The 18,583-nt window shown below is 70.1% G+C and carries 8 protein-coding genes; all 8 read left to right on the plus strand.

Annotation, left to right across the window (positions count from 1 at the left end; genetic code table 11):
• The first annotated feature begins 228 nt into the window (after positions 1-228).
• The 8 genes from ACQY9S_RS04595 to ACQY9S_RS04630 all read left to right on the plus strand — a co-directional run bounded on the left by ACQY9S_RS04595 (position 229) and on the right by ACQY9S_RS04630 (position 18,559).
• Entirely contained in the window at positions 229-1,809 is a 1,581-nt protein-coding gene (locus tag ACQY9S_RS04595) for a ShlB/FhaC/HecB family hemolysin secretion/activation protein (RefSeq protein WP_428423385.1), read from the plus strand.
• Between the two features lie 39 nt (positions 1,810-1,848).
• Complete coding sequence (locus ACQY9S_RS04600; protein ID WP_428423386.1) at positions 1,849-11,982, plus strand: filamentous haemagglutinin family protein; 10,134 nt, start codon at positions 1,849-1,851, stop codon at positions 11,980-11,982.
• 19 nt (positions 11,983-12,001) lie between these two features.
• Entirely contained in the window at positions 12,002-12,793 is a 792-nt protein-coding gene (locus tag ACQY9S_RS04605) for a glycosyltransferase family 2 protein (protein ID WP_428423387.1), read from the plus strand.
• Between the two features lie 20 nt (positions 12,794-12,813).
• Positions 12,814-13,998, plus strand: a complete 1,185-nt coding sequence (locus ACQY9S_RS04610) for a glycosyltransferase (RefSeq protein ID WP_428423388.1) — start codon at positions 12,814-12,816, stop codon at positions 13,996-13,998.
• Between the two features lie 100 nt (positions 13,999-14,098).
• Entirely contained in the window at positions 14,099-15,856 is a 1,758-nt protein-coding gene (locus tag ACQY9S_RS04615) for a DUF2341 domain-containing protein (RefSeq protein WP_428423389.1), read from the plus strand.
• Positions 15,857-15,865: 9 nt separating this feature from the next.
• Positions 15,866-16,270: an ExbD/TolR family protein gene (locus ACQY9S_RS04620; protein ID WP_428423390.1), complete on the plus strand. Its 405-nt coding sequence runs from the start codon at positions 15,866-15,868 to the stop codon at positions 16,268-16,270.
• A gap of 23 nt (positions 16,271-16,293) precedes the next feature.
• A complete protein-coding gene (locus tag ACQY9S_RS04625; RefSeq protein ID WP_428423391.1) occupies positions 16,294-16,971 on the plus strand; it encodes a TonB C-terminal domain-containing protein in 678 nt (225 codons plus the stop codon).
• A gap of 43 nt (positions 16,972-17,014) precedes the next feature.
• Positions 17,015-18,559: a putative porin gene (locus ACQY9S_RS04630; RefSeq protein ID WP_428423392.1), complete on the plus strand. Its 1,545-nt coding sequence runs from the start codon at positions 17,015-17,017 to the stop codon at positions 18,557-18,559.
• Positions 18,560-18,583 lie beyond the last annotated feature (24 nt).

Raw genomic sequence — 18,583 nt, forward strand, 5'->3', positions numbered from 1 at the left:
GCAGTGCTGCGCTGATCCGGCGCAGCACGCTTGCCGTCAAGCCAGCGCCCCAACCGGGCGCTGGCTTTTCTGTTTGCTCTCTTGCGGCGGACGCTGTCCCCGAAGAGATGTCACAACAAGTCCAGACAATCGAAATCTTCGCCCGTCGGATGCACGCAAGCGTGTGTCGGCCCTTCCATTTCACACTCGATGAACGCTTGCGCTTCCCGGCTTCACTTCACCTGGCGCATGAGCTTGCGGGCGGCCGCATGGGCCCTGGCGCTGTCGAGTTCCGTCGTGTGGGCACAGGACCCGGACGCAGCCGCAGTTGCAGCCGCGGTGCAGGGCCCGCGCTTCGCCATCTTCGAATACCGCATCGAAGGCAACACCGCGCTGGACGCTGAGCGCATCGAGCGCGCGGTCTACCCCTTTCTCGGCGAATCCCGCACCGCGGACGATGTGGAGTCGGCGCGCAGCGCGCTCGAGAAGGCCTACCGTGACGCCGGCTTCGGCACCGTGGTGGTCGACACCCCCGAGCAGCGCGTGAGCAGCGGCGTGGTGGTGCTCAACGTCACCCAGGGCACCGTGGCGCGCCTGCGCGTGGTCGGCGCGCAGCACTATTCGCAGGAGCGCATCCTCGAGAAGGTGCCCGAACTCGCCGAAGGCCAGACGCCGAACTTCAAGCAGGTGAGCACGCAGCTCGCCGGCGTCAACCGCTCGGCCGACCGGCGCGTGACGCCGCTGCTGCGCCCGGGCAAGACGCCGGGCACCACCGAGGTGGACCTGACCGTGGAAGACCATCTTCCGCTGCACGGCAGCCTGGAGCTCAACAACCACTACAGCGCCAACACCACCCACTCGCGGCTGCTGGGCTCGCTGCGCTACGACAACCTGTGGCAGGCCGAGCACAGTGTCGGCGTGCAGCTGCAGATCTCGCCCGAGAACCGCGACGAGGTCGAGGTCTTCTCCGGCTCCTACACCGTGCCGCTGGGCGAGAACCTGCTGGTGTTCTCGGCGATCCGCTCCAACAGCCAGGTGTTTGCCGGTGTCGGCGATGTCACGGTCTTCGGCCGCGGCAGCATCTACGGCCTGCGCGAGATCTTCGTGCTCGAGGGCAACCCGCACCTGGTGCACACACTCACCGCAGGCGCCGACTACAAGGACCTGAAGGAGGACGTGACGGTGGGTGCGCAAGGCATTGCCACGCCCATCCGCTACCTGCCCTTCAGCCTGGGCTATGCCCTCACCCGGGACGACGACGCGGGGCAGTGGCAGGCCGGTGTCGGCATGACGTTCGCGCTGCGCGGCCTGGCCAGCGACGAGTCGCAGTTCGAGAACAAGCGCTACCGCGCGCAGAGCAATTTCTCGATTCTCAAGTTCGACCTGGCGCGCACCCAGAAGCTGCCGCGCGGGCTCAGCGCCTTCGGCAAGCTCGACGGCCAGATCAGCGCGCAGCCGTTGATCAGCAGTGAGCAGTTCGTCGCCGGCGGGGCCGACAGCGTGCGCGGCTACCTGGAAGCCGCTGCGGTGGGCGACACCGCGCTGCACGGCACGCTGGAGCTGCGCTCACCGAACTTCGCGCTCGACCACTGGCCGGTGCTCGCCGGGCTGCAAGTCCACGCCTTCGCCGAGGGCGCCTACCTGCAGCTGCGCTCGCCGCTGCCGCAACAGACCGCCCGCTTCCAGCTGCTGAGCACCGGCTTCGGCCTGCGGCTGTACGCGAAGCAATACGCCAGCCTGGCGCTTGACGTGGGCTGGCCGCTGCGCGACAGCGGCAGCACCCGCAGCGGTGAGCCGCGGCTGCACGCCCGCGGCGTGTTCGAGTTCTGAAATCCTGCTGGCGATCCACCGCTGTTTCGAGGACACCCCATGAAGGCTCACCGTCAACCCCGCTTCGCCCTGTCTCGCCTGAATGCCGGCAGTGCCGTCGCGGCCCGGTGCGAGTTCAGTTCGAGCCTGGCCGCTCTGGCGGCGGCCGGTGTGCTGGGCTGCGTGGCGCCCGGTCCCGCCGCGGCGCAAGGCGCGGGCACGGTGCTGCCGAAAGGCACCCTGCCGGTGCTGCGCGGCGTGGTCGGTGGCCAGGCGATCGTTCGCTCGCCGGTCGACACCGCCACGGGCAGGCTGCTGACGATCGACCAGAGCTCGCAGCGCGCCATCATCGACTGGCGTTCGTTCAACATCGCCGGCGGCAGCGAAGTGCGCTTCAACCAGCCGAACAACCTGGCGTCGACGCTGAACCGCATCTACAGCCTCGACCCCAGCCTGCTGCAGGGCAAGCTCTCGGCCAACGGGCAGATCCTGCTGATCAACCAGAACGGCATCCTGTTCGACCGCGGCGCGCAGGTCAACGCCTACTCGTTCATCGCCTCCACGCTGAACATCAGCAACGAGCGCTTCAACGCGGGGCTGACCTCGCGCGGCCTGACCGCCGCCGCCGCCGAGGGTGGCTACGACGACAGCGGCAACACGCTGGCCACCCGCCCCGACGGCACGCGGCCCGAGGCCATCGTGCTCGGCCAGCACGGCGACCCCGCGGCGGCGGCCCCGTCGATCACGGCGCAGCCCGGCGGCTCGATCGTGCTGATCGCGCCGCGCATCGACAACCGCAGTGCCGTGATCGCCTCGCCCGACGGGCAGGTGCTGCTGGCCGCGGGCAGCAAGGCCTACCTGGCGCTGGCCGACGACGAGAACGGTCCCGGCCTGCGCGGCATGCGCGTGGAGATCGAGGCCGACGCCGGCGCGCCGGTGAACCTGAGCAGCATGATCCGCAACGCCGGCGAGATCAGCGCCGACCGCGGCAACGTGACCCTGGCGGCGCTCGCCATCAACCAGGCCGGGCGCGTGTCCGCCTCGACCGCCATCCAGAGCAACGGCTCCATCTGGCTGCAGGCGCGCAGCCGCGATTCGCAGCAAGGCGGCAGCGTCAGCTTCGAAGCAGGCAGCGTCACCGAGGCGAAGCCCGACGCGGCCGACAAGGGCTTCCTGCCCGAGAGCCAGAGCTTCAAGGGCAGCTCCGTGCTCGACGACCGCCGTGCCTTGATCCAGGTCGAAGGCAAGACCATCGTCAACCAGGGCAGCGTGAGCGCGCCGGGCGGGCGCATCACGCTCAATGCCGGCGACGCGGCCGACCCGACCGCTGCGCGCATCTACCTGGGCGAGGGCAGCAGCACCAGCGTCGCCGGCACCTGGGCCGACGTGGCCTACGACAGCAACCTGGTGAGCTTCAAGGTCACCTCCAACGAGCTGAAGGACTCGCCCGACCAGAAGAGCGGCCTGCTGAAGGGATCGACCGTCACGGTCGACCTGCGCAAGGGCAGCGCCTTGCTCGACGTGTCGGGCTATGCCGCTGCGCGCAAGCGCAGCGTGGCGGAGGAAACCGCGACCGGCGGCGAGCTGGTGCTGCAGTCGGCCGGCTCCGTCATCCAGCGCCAGGGCGCGACGCTCGATGCGTCCGGCGGCGGCTACCGCTATGCGGGCGGCACCTCGGCCACCACCAAGCTGCTCGGCGCCGACGGCAAGGTCTACGACATCACCACCGCACCCGAGGCCAAGCCCTACACGCGGATCCTCGACCGCTTCGACAAGCGCTACGAGCGCTGGGGCCAGACCGCCAGCTACACCAACCTGCTCTACGGCTACGGCGAGCACCAGGACGCCTATGTGGAAGGCAAGGCCGGCGGCAGCATCAGCATCGGCGCGGCCACCGGGCTGGTGCTCGACGGCACGCTGAAGGGCGGCGCCACCGCCGGGCCGACGCAGCTGGCGAAGGCGCCGCGCGGAGCCACGCTGGCGATCGGTACGTACAACAGCACGTCCAACGAGTTCGGTGACCTGACACGCATCGGCAACGTCACGTTCGCGCAGGGCGCGAGCGACACGCTGGGCCGGGCCTTCGTGGCCACGACGGCGCTGAGCCAGGCGCAGCGCGATCACTTCACGCTGGCGGCCGAGCAGCTGTTCGGCGCGGCCACCAGCCCGCAGACCAATGTCTACCAACAGAACGGCTTCGAGAGCGTGGAGCTCAACTCCAACGGGCGCATAGCCGTGCCGGCCGAGGTGCACATCGACGGGCCGGTCGGCGGGGCCTTGACGCTGCGCGGCTCGCAGGTCGATGTGGCCGGCAAGATCTCGATGCCGGCGGGAACACTCACGCTGCAAGCGGTGGCGACGGTCAGCCCCATCAGTGCCGATCAGACGACAGCGAACAGCGGCGTGACCGTTCGCAGCGGCGCGCAGCTGTCGACCGCCGGCGTGTGGGTCAATCAGGCGAGCGCCGATGGCGCTTACGTCGGGGCGCCGCTGCCCACGGCCAAGTCGAATGGGGACGGCAGTGCCGCGGTCTCCCTGCTGAACGGCGGTACGCTCACCGTGGCCTCCACCGTGGCGACTCAATTCGCCGGGGCGACCCTGCTCGAGTCCGGTGCCGTGCTCGACGTGAGCGGCGGCGGCGCACTCGACAAGAGCGGCAAGTTGACGGCCGGCAATGGCGGCACCCTCTCACTCAGTCAGGGAAGCTCCGTGAACGCCGTCGACGAGTGGCTGCAGGCCGACCTGCGCGGCTACGCGGCCGGCAATGGCGGCACGTTGTCGATCCTCGTGCCCGATGCGCTTCTCACCAGTGCCGGCGGTGCCGCGCCGGCCGGTACTTCGCGCTTCGGACCTTCGCTGTTCTCCGACCACGGCTTCGGTGCCGTGCGCATCAACACGCTGAACGGCTTGTCGGTCGCCGAGGGCACGACGATCCAGGCCACGCAGCAGAATCTGGTCGTGGACCGCCTGAAGGCGGTGGGCCTGGCGACCGGCGGCAATCTGGCTTCCGTCGCCACGCTCGCCACCCTGCCGGCGGAGCAGCGCAATGCCGTCAAGATCGGTCTGGCCGCGGTCGGCGGCGCCGGCTCGGACGGCACGAATGCGAAGCTCGTCATCGGCAGGAACGCGTTCATCGCGACCGACCCCAAGGGCGAAATCAAGGTGTCCGCCGTCGACGGCCTGGACATCGACGGCACGCTCAGCGCGCCGGGCGGTGCCATCACCGCGACCCTCAGGAAGGGCATCGCGGGCACCGCCCAGCTGCACCTGGGCGAGCACAGCACGCTCTCCACCGCCGGGACCTTCGTGCGCCAGCCCAGCGACCGCGGGCTGCTGCAGGGCAGCGTCATCGGTGGCGGCTCCATCACCCTGGCGGCACAGAACACCGGCATCCGCACCGATGCCGGCTCGGTGCTCGACGTGAGCGGCGCGTCGCGCATCGTCGACGTGCTGACCGGCGACGCCACCCGGCCGCTCGTCCAGCAGCGCGTCGACGGCGATGCCGGCAGCCTGCTGATGAGCGCGCAGGGCGCCTCCACGCTGGACGGCACGCTGCGCGGGCGCGCGCCGTCCGCCCAGGGGGCGGGCGGCAGCTTTGCGTTCGAGTTCGCACTGCCGCAGAACGCCGATCAGCCGGTGGGCGAGCGGCGCATCGTGGTCGGCCAGGCAGCACCTGCGACGGGCGTCAACGAGGTGCCCATCGCGATCGATGCGCTCAGTGCCGGCGGCTTCCAGAAGCTGCGCCTGCAGTCCGAGAACATCGTCGAGTTCCGCGGCGACGCGGACCTGAACTTCGCGCGCGGCATCCGCATCGATGCGCCGGAAGTGGACGTTTCGGGGGGCGGCAAGGTGCGCCTGGCGGGCGCTGCCATCGCCATCGGTCAATCGCAGAAGACCAGCTTCTGGAACGGCCAGAACTACGAACAGCAGGAGGCTTCGCCGGTGCTGCCCACACTGACCGGTGCGGGCCGCTTTGAGGCGCGGGGGCAGACCATCGACCTGTTCGGCAGCCTGGCGCTCGGTGGCGTCAGCCAGGCCAGCTTCATCAGCGAGAACGACATCCGTCTGACCGGGCGGCTCGTCAAGGGCAGCACCACGGGGCTCAACGGCAGCGTCGAGAGCAGCCTCGTCGGCGGCCTCACGACCTCGGGCGACCTGCTGTTCCACGCCACCCAGCTCTATCCCACCACGCGCAGCGACTTCACGGTGGCGGTGAAGGACCAGCCGGGCGACACGCTCACGCCCGGCGGCCGCATCGTCATCGCGGGCAACGGCAAGCCGGGCGGCGAGGTCTATTCCGCCGGCGGCAGGCTGACGCTGCAGGCCGACCACATCGAGCAGGGCGGCACGGTCAAGGCGCCGCTGGGTGAGATCTCGCTGCAGGCCGGCAGCACGCTCGACCTCGCGGCCGGCAGCGTGACCAGCGTCTCCGCGGCCGGCAGCACCATCCCCTACGGCACGACGGACGCCGGCGTGATCTGGAACTACCGCTACGGCAGCGGGGCCACCACGCAGCTCGATGCACCGACGCCCGCCGGCAAGCGCATCGCGCTGTCGGGCCCCGCGGTGGACGTGCATGCCGGCGCGACGGTCGACGTGTCGGGCGGCGGCGATGTGCAGGCCGTCGAGTTCGTTCCCGGCACCGGCGGCTCGAAGAACACGCTGCTGAGCGACAACACGTTCGCCATCATTCCGGCGGCGGGCCTGTCGAGCATGCCGATCGATGCCGACACCGCCAGCCTCAAGGACCTCGGTTTCGGTTTCGCCACCGCCAAACCCGACAGCGCGCTCTACGACAGCCTCCACATCGGCCCCGGCGCGGCCGTGCCCGAAGGCGACTACCTGCTGCTGCCTGGGCGCTATGCGCTGCTGCCCGGCGCCTACCTGGTGCAGTTGCAGACCGGCAGCGCCTACCGCAAGCTCCAGCCCGGTGCCGCGCCCGCGCTGGCGAACGGGCAGGCCGTCGTGGCGGGCTACCGCAGCGTGGCCGGCACCAGCATCCGCGAATCGCAGACCGTGGGCGTGGTGGTGCGGCCCGGGGCCGACGCGAAGCAGGAGTCGGACTACAACGTCAGCACCGCGCGCTTTTTTGCCGACCTGGCTTCGCAGCAGCGGCGCGACGCGCCGCGGCTGCCGATCGACGCCGGCAAGCTCGCCATCGCGAACGCCAACACCCTGCGGCTCGACGGACAGTTCATCACGAACCCGGCCACCGTGGACAGCCGGACCGGGCGCGGTTCCGAGGTCGACATCAGCGGCAGCCGCATCGCCGTCGTCGACCGGCTGGGCAATGCCGCGGTGGACGCCTCCTACCTGCAGCTCGAGGCGGCCGGCCTGTCGCACCTGGGCGGCAGCGTGCTGCTCGGCGGCACGCGCAGCGACCTGGCCTCCGGCGTGCAAATCACCACCGGCGCCAGCGACGTGCTCGTCGCCAACACCGCGGAGCACCCGCTGGAACTGCCCGAGCTGCTGATCGCTGCCACCAACCGCATCGACGTGCAGGCCGGCAGCGTGTTGTCGGGCAGCGGCAGCAGCGTGGCGGACAGCCGCAACATCACCACCGAGGCCTCGGGCGCACTGATCCGCCTGGCCAATTCGGCCCAGGTGGCGGTGGACCGCGGCGCGACGCCGGACGCCTCGGTCGGCACGGTGAGCATCCAGGCCGGCGCCACGCTCAAGGCGAGCAAGGCCCTGCTGATCGACGCCACGCAGACCACGCGCTCGCAGGGCCGCCTGCAGGCCGGCGGCACCGGCGGGGCGGGCGGCGCGGTCTCGCTGGCCTCGGGCCGGGTGAGCCTCGGTCAGACGGCCGGGGTGCCCGGCATCGACGACGGGCTGGTGCTCTCGAACACCGATCTGGCCGCCTTCGACAAGCTCGACGCGCTGGCCCTGAAGGGCTACGCCGGTATCGACTTCTATGGTGCGGCAGCGCTCGGCAGCAGCGCGCTCAAGCAGCTGACACTGGACACCGCCGCCTTGCGAGGCAAATCCGTGGCCGGCTCGCCCGCGGCCAACGCGAGCATCGAGGCGCAGCAGTTCGCCTGGCGCAACCTGGCCGGCGGCAGCACGCTGCCGGGCACGCCCGGCAGCGGCAGCCTGAGCATCGACGCCCGGCGCATCGAGATCGGTGCCGGCGACAAGAGCGTCGGCGGCTATGCCTCGGTGGCGATGAACGCCGCGGGCGAGGCCGTGGCCGAGGGCAGCGGCACGACGCGCGTGGCCGGCCGCTGGACGATGCAGGCCGCCCGCGTGACCGTGGACAGCGGCGCCAACCAGACCTGGAGCGCCTCGGACGCGAGCAATGCCGCGAACCCGGTCTACGCCCCGCTCAGCATCGCGGCCGCGCCCGGTGCTGCGCCGTTGAGCGAGCCGACGGGGCTGGGCGGCCGTCTGCGCGTCGAGGGCAAGAGCGTTGCGGTGGCCACCACCGTGACGGCGCGTTCGGGCTCGCTGACGCTGGCCGCGATGGGCAGCGATGCCGGCGACGGCGTGAGCCTCGGCGCCACCGCGGTGATCGACGCCGCCGGGGCCGTGAAGGATTTCAACGGCGCGAAGGCCTTCGCCGATGCAGGCCAGGTGGTCCTCGGCTCGGCCCACGGCAGCGTGACGATGGCCGCGGCGGCGAAGGTGGACGTGTCCGGTGCCGCCCAGGGCGGGGACGCCGGCACGCTGCTCGTCAGCGCGCGCAGCGTGCAACTCGATGGCGAGCTGCGCGGCGCGGCGGGGGCGGCGCAGGAGCAGGGCAAGTTCCGGCTCGACGCCGGAACGCCGGGCAACTTCTCGGCCCTGAACGCCAAGCTCAACCAGGGCGGCTTCACCGAAGAGCGCGACATCCGCGTTCGCAGCGGCGACCTGGCGGTGGCCGCAGGCGATCTGGTGAAGGCGCAGCACGTCACGCTCGCGGCCGACGGCGGCCGCATCGACGTGGCGGGCCGCATCGATGCCAGCTCGGCGACGGGTGGCGGCTCGGTCAGCCTTCATGCGCAGACCGGCCTGGCCCTGGCAGCCGGCAGCCGCATCGATGCGAGCGGAAGCTCCACCGCCTCGGGCGCCGCCGCGGCGGCATCGAACGGCGGCGCGGTGAAGCTGTCCACGCGCAGCGGCGCGATGAGCTTCGATGCCGCGTCGCAGATCGACGTGCGGGCCGGGGCCAAGGGACAGGCCGGCAGCGTGGTCTTCAGCGTGCCGCGCGACAACGCCAACCAGATGCTCGCACCCACGCTGCAGGGCACCGTGCTCAGCCAGCGCCACGCGGGCGATGCGCCGGCCGAGGTGGCCGTCGAGGCCAACCGGGTCTATGCGGTGGGCAGCAGCATCACGGCAGCGGACATCGACGGCTACGCCGCCGACCATGCCGGCTTCGTCGCGAGTGCCAACGTCGCGGCGCTGCTGGGGCAGGTGAAGGGCGACGACGGCAGGCCCCAGGGCAATGTGCATGTGCGCGGCGCGACCGAGCTGGCTGCCAGCGGCGACCTGCTGTTGGCCGAAGGCTGGGACCTGACCACCCCCCAGTGGCTGGCCAACGGCGAACCCGGAACCCTGACGCTGCGCGCGGCAGGTGACCTGACCCTGAGCAGCTCGCTCGGCTTCGCCAACGACAACCTGATCGACGGCAAGACCTGGAACCTGCGCCTGGTGGGCGGCGCCGACCTCGGCGCCGCGAACGCGCTGAGCACACTGCCCGCTGCCGCCCTGGTGGGTGACGCCGGCAGCGTGGTGCTCAGCGGCGACACCGCCAAGCTGCGCACCGGCACCGGCCGCATCGAGATCGCGGCGGCGCGCGACTTCCGCATGGACAGCAACAAGGCCGTGGTCTACACCGCCGGCCGTCCCGGCGAGGTCGACACCGCCGCCAACGGCAACAACCGGTGGACGCGTGACGGCGGCGACATCTCGGTGAACGTGGGCCGCGACGCGGTCGGCCATGCCGACGAGCTGATCACCGAGTGGCTGCGCCGTCCCCGCCTCTCGATCCCGGCGTTCGCCGACCTGAAGCCGGCCGACTGGTGGGCCTACCGGCCGAACTTCCAGCAAGGCCTGGGCACCTTGGGGGGCGGCAATGTGCAGATCATTGCCGGGCACGACGTGGACGGCCTGTCGGCGATGCTGCCGACCACCGGCCGCACCTACCGCGACGCCGCCGGCCAGCGGCAGGTCGACGTGCAAGGCGGCGGCGACCTGCACGTGCAGGCGGGCAACGACGTGAGAGGCGGCGACTACCTGGTCGCGCGCGGCACCGGGTCCATCAAGGCCGGCGGCAGCGTCGGTGCGGCCGTGCCGACGCAGCTGTTCGTGATGGGCGCCAGCAGCGGCGACGTGCCGGCGCAGGCGAGCCTGCGGGTGGAAGCGGGCCAGGACGTGCACCTGCAGAGCGTCAACAACCCGACCGCGCTGTACCAGACCAACTCCGCCGGCACCGGCCCGAGCTTCGGCACCGGCAGCAGCCTGGTGTCGACCTTCTTCACCTATGCACCGAACAGCGCGGTGAGCCTGGCGGCGGAAGGCGGCGACGTGTCGGTCGGCGGCAGCCCGGCACAGACGCTGCGCACGATAGTGGCGTCGCAGCAGGGCCTCGCCTCGGGCAACCTGGGTGGCACCGCCGCCTACCCGCCGAACTTCGATGCAGTCGCGTTCGGCGGCGACGTGCTGCGGGCGGCCGACGAGTTCTCGCCGATGGTGCTCTATCCCTCGACGAGCGGGTCGGCACGGCTGCTGGCCGGGGGCTCGGTCGAGAACCTGCTGTTGACCGTGTCGAGCAAGGCCACCGGCGGCGGCCTGGACATCGACAGTGCGGTCACGCTGGCCGCGCGCCGACTCACCGGCGACGACTTGACGAACGGATCGGGCAGCGGGGCCGAGGGGCCGCCGCCGGCCGGACCCTATGCGTACGACGTGCAGGCGCTGACGGGCAGCATCAGCGATTCGAGCTTCGCCTTTCCTGCAGCCAGCCGCATTCGTGCCGCCGAGGACATCACCAACGTGAACCTCGTGCTGCAGAACCTCGCGGCCACCGACGTGACCGAAGTGCGGGCCGACCATGGCGACGTGCGACCGGCCAGCACCGGCATCGAGATCCGCGGGCCCGGTCGCCTGAAAGTGCAGGCCGGGCGCAGCATCGATCTGGGCATTGCGAATGCGGGTCCCGGAGGCTTCCTCGGTGGGCTGGCATCGACCGGCAACACCACGAACCCCGCGCTCGCGACGGCCGACGGCGCCCGGCTCACGCTGATCGCCGGCGTCGAAGGCGACGTGAACCTCGCCAGGCTCGATGCCTCGTACACCGAGCTCATCGAAGCCGGCAAGGCGCAGGACAAGGAGCGCGGGCAGAAGGCGATCGATGCGGTCTTCGCCGGCAACAAGATCGGCGCGGGCGACATCAACAGCTTCCGCACCTCGATCCAGACCTACGGCGGCAGCGGCATCGACCTGTGGGCCCCGGGCGGCAACATCGTCGTCGGCCTCACGACGCCGGAAGCCGGCAAGTCCATCGGCCTCATCACCAACAGCGGCGGCGCCATCCGCAGCTACCTGAGCGGCGACTTCAACATCAACCAGGGCAAGGTGCTGACGGCGCAGGGCGGCGACATCGTCATCTACACCGGCAACGGCAGCATCGACGCCGGCCGGGGTGCCAAGACCTCGCTCAGCACGCCGCCGCCGAAGAAGACGCCGGTCTACCAGCTCGACGACCAGGGCAACTTCGTGCTCGATGCGAACGGCCAGAAGATCACGCAGGGCTACCTCTACACCCTGTCGGCCAGCGCCGCGGGCAGCGGCATCCTGTCGCTGACCTCCGACCCCGACGGCCTCGGCCCGCGCACGGCGCCGACACCCGGCAGCATCTTCCTGTTCGCTCCCAAGGGCACGATCGACGCGGGCGAGGCCGGCATCGTCTCGGGCGCCGACATCTTCATCGCGGCGCAGACCGTGCTCAACGCCAGCAACATCAGCGCCTCGGGCTCCTCGGTGGGCGTGCCGACGGTGGAGTCGGGCAGCCTCGCGTCCTCGCTGGCGAGCAGCGGCGCGCCCACCACCTCCAAGGCCGCCGACGACGCCGCCGCCGCGGCGACCAACGCAGCACGCGCCGCGGCGGCGGCCGAGACACGGCCGAAGCCGGCGATCCTGACGGTCGAGGTGCTGGGCTTCGGCGAGAACAACTGCAAGGAAGGGCAGAAGGACTGCCTTGCGAAGTGACCGATCCACCTCAGCACCCATGAACCTGCCCACGATCTCCATCGTCACCATCTCCTTCAACCAGGCGCCGTTCCTGGAGGAGTGCCTGCGCTCCGTGATGGAGCAGGACTACCCGGACATCGACTACATCGTCGTCGACCCGGGCTCGACCGACGGCAGCCGAGAGATCATCGGCCGGTACGCCACGTCGATCTCCGCGGCCGTGCTGGAGCCCGACAAGGGGCCGGCCCACGGCCTGAAGAAGGGCTTCGCGCGGGCGCGCGGCAGCGTGTTCGCCTACGTGAATGCCGACGACCGCCTGCTGCCCGGGGCGCTGCGCTTCGTCGGTGAATATTTCGCTGCGCACGAGGCCACCGACGTGCTGTGCGGCGCGATCCGCATCGTCGACCGCGAAGGCCGCGCCGCGCTGCGCAGGCGCACCGCCGATCGTTTCGACCTCGCCCGCTATGCGGCGGGCGTTTGCACGGTCGGGCAGCAGGGCACGTTCTTCCGGCGCCGGGCCTTCGAGGCGGCGGGCGGCTTCAACGTGCGCAACCATGTCAACTGGGACGGCGAGCTGCTGGTGGACATGGCGCTCACCGAGGCGCGTTTTGCCACCGTGTCGAAAGTGCTCGGGGACTTCCGCATCCACGGCGAGTCCATCACCGGTTCCAACCGCTTTGCCGCGCTGTACCAGCGTGAGCATGTTCGCATCGCCGAGAAGATCGGCGCCTGGGGCGTCCCGCTGTACAGCCCGCAGGAGGTGCGTCTGCTGCGCAACGCCTACCGCTTCAATCCGCTGCGGCACCTGCGCTACCTGCTGGCGCGCTGAACCCCGGTCTGCTCGCCGTCATGCGCATCCTCAACGTCATCAGCTCGGTCAACCCCATCCACGGCGGGCCGGCCGAGGGCATTCGCCAGTACGCGCAGGCCACGCGGACGATGGGCCACACCCAGGAGGTGCTCACGCTGGACGCGCCGGACGATCCCTGGGTGCGCGACTTCCCGACGACCACCTACGCGCTCGGCCCGGTGTGCACGCGCTACGCCTACACCCCGCGCCTCGTGCCCTGGCTGAAGGCGCATGCGGCTCAGTTCGATGCCGTCGTCGTGCACGGCCTCTGGCAGTACCACGGCTTCGCGGTCTGGCGGGCGCTGAGGGGCAGCGAAGTGCCGTACTTCGTCTTCTTCCACGGCATGCTCGACCCGTGGTTCAAGCGCCAGCACCCGCTGAAGCACCTGAAGAAGTGGCTGTACTGGCCCTGGGCCGACTATCGCGTGGCACGTGATGCGAAGGCGGTGCTGTTCACGGCGCAGGAAGAAGCCCTGCTGGCGCCGAAATCGTTCTGGCTGTACCGCGTCAACCCGGCGGTGATCGGCTACGGCCTGGCACTGAGCCGCGAGTCATCGGCCGGCGATGGCGAAGCTTTCTTCGCCGCTTTCCCGCAAACGCGCGGCAAGCGCATCGTGCTGTTCCTGTCGCGCATCCACCCGAAGAAAGGCTGCGACCTGTTGATCGAAGCCTTTTCCCGCGTGGCCCGTGCCGACCCGACGCTGCAGCTGGTGATGGCGGGGCCCGACTCGGCCGGCTTGCGGGCACCGCTCGAGCGCCGCGCGGCGGCGCTCGGCATGGCGCAGCGCATCACCTGGACGGGCATGCTGCAAGGCGAGCTCAAGTGGGCCGCGCTGCAGGCCGCCGAGGTCTTCGCCCTGCTTTCGCACCAGGAGAATTTCGGCATCGCCGTGGCCGAAGCCCTGGCCATGGGCGTGCCGGTGCTGATCTCCAGGCAGGTGAACATCTGGCGCGAGATCGTCGAAGCCGACGCCGGCTTTGCGGCCGAGGACACGGTCGCGGGCGCCACGACCCTGCTGGAGCGCTGGCTGCTGCTCTCGCCCGCACAGCGCGACGCGATGAGACGCGCCGCAGCCGATTGCTACCAGCGGCATTTCCACATTGCCTCGGCGGCGGAGCGCTTCGTGGCGACGCTCGGCGCGCACCTGCCGCCCCCGGTTCAAGGGGCCGTGCAGGCGGGCTGAAGTGCGCCGTGCACGGCGGGGCGGGGCGCTCATTCACACCCTTGCCACATTCACTGCCGATGATCGGTGGTTGCCGTCCCACTGGGTTGCCAGGTCTTTCATGAAGAAGCTTTTCGTTCTGGTTCTTGCTTTGCTCGCACTGTCGGTCGGCCAGGTCAGCCATGCGGCATGGAGCGCCGAATGGGCCCATCGCGCGAAGCTCTCGCTGAACACCGCGGACGACGGCCTGGCCCTCAAGGCAGCGGTGGACGGCGCGCCGGTCCTCATCCGCCTTCACACGGGCAACTTCTCCTTCGTCGATGCCAAGCCCGACGGCAGCGACCTGCGCTTCATCGCGGCCGACGACAAGACCCCGCTGAAGTACCACATCGAGAAGTTCGATGGTCTCAACGAACTGGCCCTCGTGTGGGTTCAGGTGCCGAAGCTGCAGCCTGCGTCGAAGACCGACTTCATCTGGCTGTACTACGGCAACGAGAAGGCGCCGGCCGGCGACGATCCCAAGGGCAGCTACGACGTGGCACAGGCGCTGGTCTACCACTTCGGTGAAAAGGACGGCGCGCCGAAGGACAGCACCGCCAACGCCAACCATGCCGCGCGCTCGTCGGCCAAGCCCGGCACGTCGGGATTGATCGGCGGCGGCGTGACCTTCGATGGCAGCGGCGAGATCGCCATCGCCACGTCGCCGAGCCTCAAGGCGGGCGGCGGCGCGACGACGCTGTCGATGTGGATCAAGCCCGGCGAGGGCACGCAGGCCGGCACGCTCTATTCGCAGCGCGATGGCGCCGACTCGTTGGGCCTGCTGCTGCGCGGCGGCATGCTGGTGGCGCAGTGGGGCAAGACGGAGACGACGCCCGTTGCGGTGGCGGGTGGCACCTGGCAGCACGTGGCTTTGGTGGTGAAGGACGGCCTCGCGCTGTACCTGAACGGACAGGAAGCGGCCCGTGTGAGCGCGCCCACCAGGGCCCTGGGCGGCGAGGCCACGCTGGGCCGCGGCTTCGTCGGCGAGATGGACGAGCTGCAGATCGCAACCGCCGCGCGTGCGCCCGAGGCCATCAGGCTGGCGGCGCTCAGCCAGGGCCAGGACCAGAAGCTGGTCGGCTACGGCCAGGGCGAGGGCGGCGACAAGGAGGAGGGCGGCACCTCCCACTTCGCGATCCTGCTCGGTGCCTTGACGACCGACGGCTGGGTCGTGGTGGGCATCCTGATGGTGATGATGGTCATCAGCTTTGGCGTGATGGTCATGAAGTCGATCCTGGTCAACGCCACCGGCCGTGCCAACGAACGCTTCAAGGGGCAGTTCCAGCGGCTGATCGACAGCATCAAACCGGGTGGCGCGGTGGCGGACACCGAGGCCGATGCCTCGGTCGACGCGCAGGCCGCGGTCGAACACCGCGAGTCCTCGCTCTACCGGCTGTACACCGCGGGCCGCAGCGAGTTGCAGCAGCGCTTCGATTCCTATGCCAAGGCGGGCCGCGAGCCGCTGCTCACCGCGCAGTCGATCGACGCCATCCGCGCCACCATCGATGCGACGCTGGTGCGCGAGATGCAGCGCCTGAATTCGAAGATGGTGCTGCTGACCATCGCCATTGCCGGGGGCCCCTTCCTCGGCCTGCTCGGCACGGTGGTGGGCGTGATGATCACCTTCGCGGCCATCGCGGCGGCCGGTGACGTCAACGTGAACGCCATCGCCCCGGGCATCGCCGCCGCCCTGATTGCCACGGTGGCCGGCCTGGCGGTCGCCATCCCGGCACTGTTTGGCTACAACTACCTCACCAGCCGGATCAAGGACCTGAGCTCCGACATGCAAGTCTTCGTCGACGAGTTCATCACCAAGATCGCCGAAAACCATTCCGTCTGAGGCGATCCCATGCAGGTCCAAGCCGAACAGAAGCCGTACGACGACATCAACATCACGCCGATGCTGGATCTGGCGTACGTGCTGCTGGTGATCTTCATCATCATGACCACGGCATCGGTGCAGGGCATCAAGGTCAACCTGCCCAAGGCCAGCGCCGCGCCGAGCCTGGCCAAGCCCCAGACCAAGGCGATCACGATCCGTGACGATGGTCAGGTATTTCTCGATACCTACCCTGTGACGATGCAGGAGCTCGAGGAGCGCCTGCGCCAGCAGAAGGCGGTGAACCCGAGCTTTCCGGTGGTCATCAAGGGTGACGCCAAGGTCCACTACGAGAAGGTCATCGATGTTCTCGACCTGATGGGCCGGCTGGACATCACCCAGCTCGGGCTGGTCACGCAGCGGCTGGTGAAGTAGCGCGCACGGCGCTGCGGACTGTCATGACGAGCCTGTTGGTCGCCGCCCCGCCGCGCAGCCCGTGGATTGCGCGCACTGTCATCACGCTCGCGGGCCTGGCGTTGCTGGTGGGCCTGGGCCTGATGGTGCGCAAGTTTCTCGACAAGCCGGCCGGCCGCAAGACCGGGGTGCAGAGTGTGGCCCTGCTGAAGCAGCCGCCCCCGCCGCCGCCCAAGCCGCCGGAAAAGCCGCCCGAGCCGCCGAAGGTGAAGGAGGAAGTCAAGCTGCCCGAGCCCAAGGCCGAGCCCAAGCCCGACGAAGCCAAGCAGCCCGACGAGAAGCCCGCGTCGGACAAGCCACTGGGCGTGGACGCCGACGGCGCTGCCGGCGCCGACGGCTTCGGCCTGGTGGGCAGCAAGGGCGGGCGCGATCTGCTGACCACCGGCGGCGGAGGCGGGGCGTATTACTCGGGCCTGCTGCAGCGCCAGTTCTTCGAGGCCTTGTCGCGCAACAGGAAGGTGCTCAAGGAAGAGTTCCGCGTGGTGGTCAGGATCTGGCTCGCCGACGACGGGCGGGTGCAGAAATCCGACATCGTCGTCGGCTCGGGCAATGCCCAGGTCGACGACCTCATCCAGGCCACGCTGGCCGAGATGCCCGCGCTGAGGGACGTGCCACCCAGCCACATGCGGCCCATGCAACTGCGTCTGAGCAACCGCTCCTGAGCGCGGCCGACCCTTGCCGCCGCATTCCACTTCGAACGTCCGCATGAAGACCCATCCGATCCGATCGACCGCCGGCCTGCTGGCCGGTCTGCTGCTGTCGCTTGCCGCCACCCAGTCACCTGCCGCCGAACCGGCCGACATCGAGCAGGTGCGCGCGACGACGATCAAGCTCATCGACCTGCTGGTCGAGCAGGGCGTGCTCACGCGCGACAAGGCCGACAAGCTGCTTGCGGAGGCGCAGAAGGCTGCGCCGGCCAGTGGCACCGAGCGTGCCCGGCCCGCGGGCTCGCCCCCGGCCGTGCGTGTGCCCTATGTGCCGGAGTTCGTGCGCAAGGAGATCAAGGACGAGCTGCGCCAGGAACTCGTGGCCCAGGCGCAAAGCGAGGGTTGGGCCGGCCCCGGCGCGGTGCCGGACTGGGTGCGCGGGCTGCGCTGGGAAGGCGACCTGCGCCTGCGTCTGCAGGGCGACAGCTTCGCGGCCAGCAATGCCCCGGCGGTGAACATCGCGGCCACCAACAGCAGCCGCTCGGTGGTGCTGGCGAACACCACCGAAGACCGGCAGCGGATGCGGGTGCGGGCGCGCATGGGCGTGACCGCGGCGGTCGACGAGCACTGGTCCGGCGGCGTGCGTCTCACGACCGGCAGCCTGACCGACCCCGTCTCCTCGAACCAGACCCTGGGCAACTACGACAACCGCTTCGTCGCCGCCTTCGACCGCGCCTACGTGAGGTACCGCCACGGCGACGCGTTCAATGTGGTGGCCGGGCGCTTCGGCAACCCCTGGTTCGGAACCGACCTGGTCTGGGCCAACGACCTGAGCTTCGATGGCGTCGCCGCGCAATGGACGCCCAAGATCAACGACAGCCTGAGCGGCTTCCTCACGCTGGCTGCGCTGCCGATCCAGGAAGTGGAACTGGCCGGCGACAAGTGGCTGTTCGGCGCCCAGGCCGGCGCCGACCTGGCGAACCTGTGGGGCGGCATCAGCGGCAAGCTGGGCCTGGGTGTCTACAGCTACTCCAACATCGTCGGCCAGCCGAGCCCGCCGTCGTCGAGCCTGAACGAGTACACGGCGCCGGCCTTCGCGCAAAAGGGCAACACCTACTTCAACATCTCTTCGGACGCGGCCCGGCCGCTGCTCGGCCTGGCGTCCGACTACAGGATCCTGAACCTGACCGGCAGCTTCGACATTCCGGCCGTTGCCGGCAAGCATGTCCTGCTGACCGGCGACTTCGCGCGCAACTTCGGTTTTGACCGCAGCGCGGTTGCCGCCCGCGTGGGCAGCGACGTGGAACCGATGGTCACCGCCTACCAGGTGCGCGTCGCGTTCGGCGACGCCGACGTGAAGCAGGCCAGGGACTGGCAGGTCTTTGCGGCCTACAAGCGCCTGGAGCGAGACGCCGTGCTCGATGCCTTCACCGACAGCGATTTCCGGCTCGGCGGCACCGACGCCAAGGGCTTCGTCATCGGGGGCAGCTACGGCCTGGGGAAGAACGTCGCGGCGAACCTACGGTTCCTCAGCGCCGACACGATCAGCGGCCCGCCGCTGTCGGTGGACTCGCTGCAGTTCGACCTCACCCTGCGCTTCTGAGGCCCGGCCCGTCCAGCGCCCCTG

The sequence above is a fragment of the Methylibium sp. genome (assembly GCF_965279545.1).
GTDB lineage: Bacteria > Pseudomonadota > Gammaproteobacteria > Burkholderiales > Burkholderiaceae_C > Methylibium.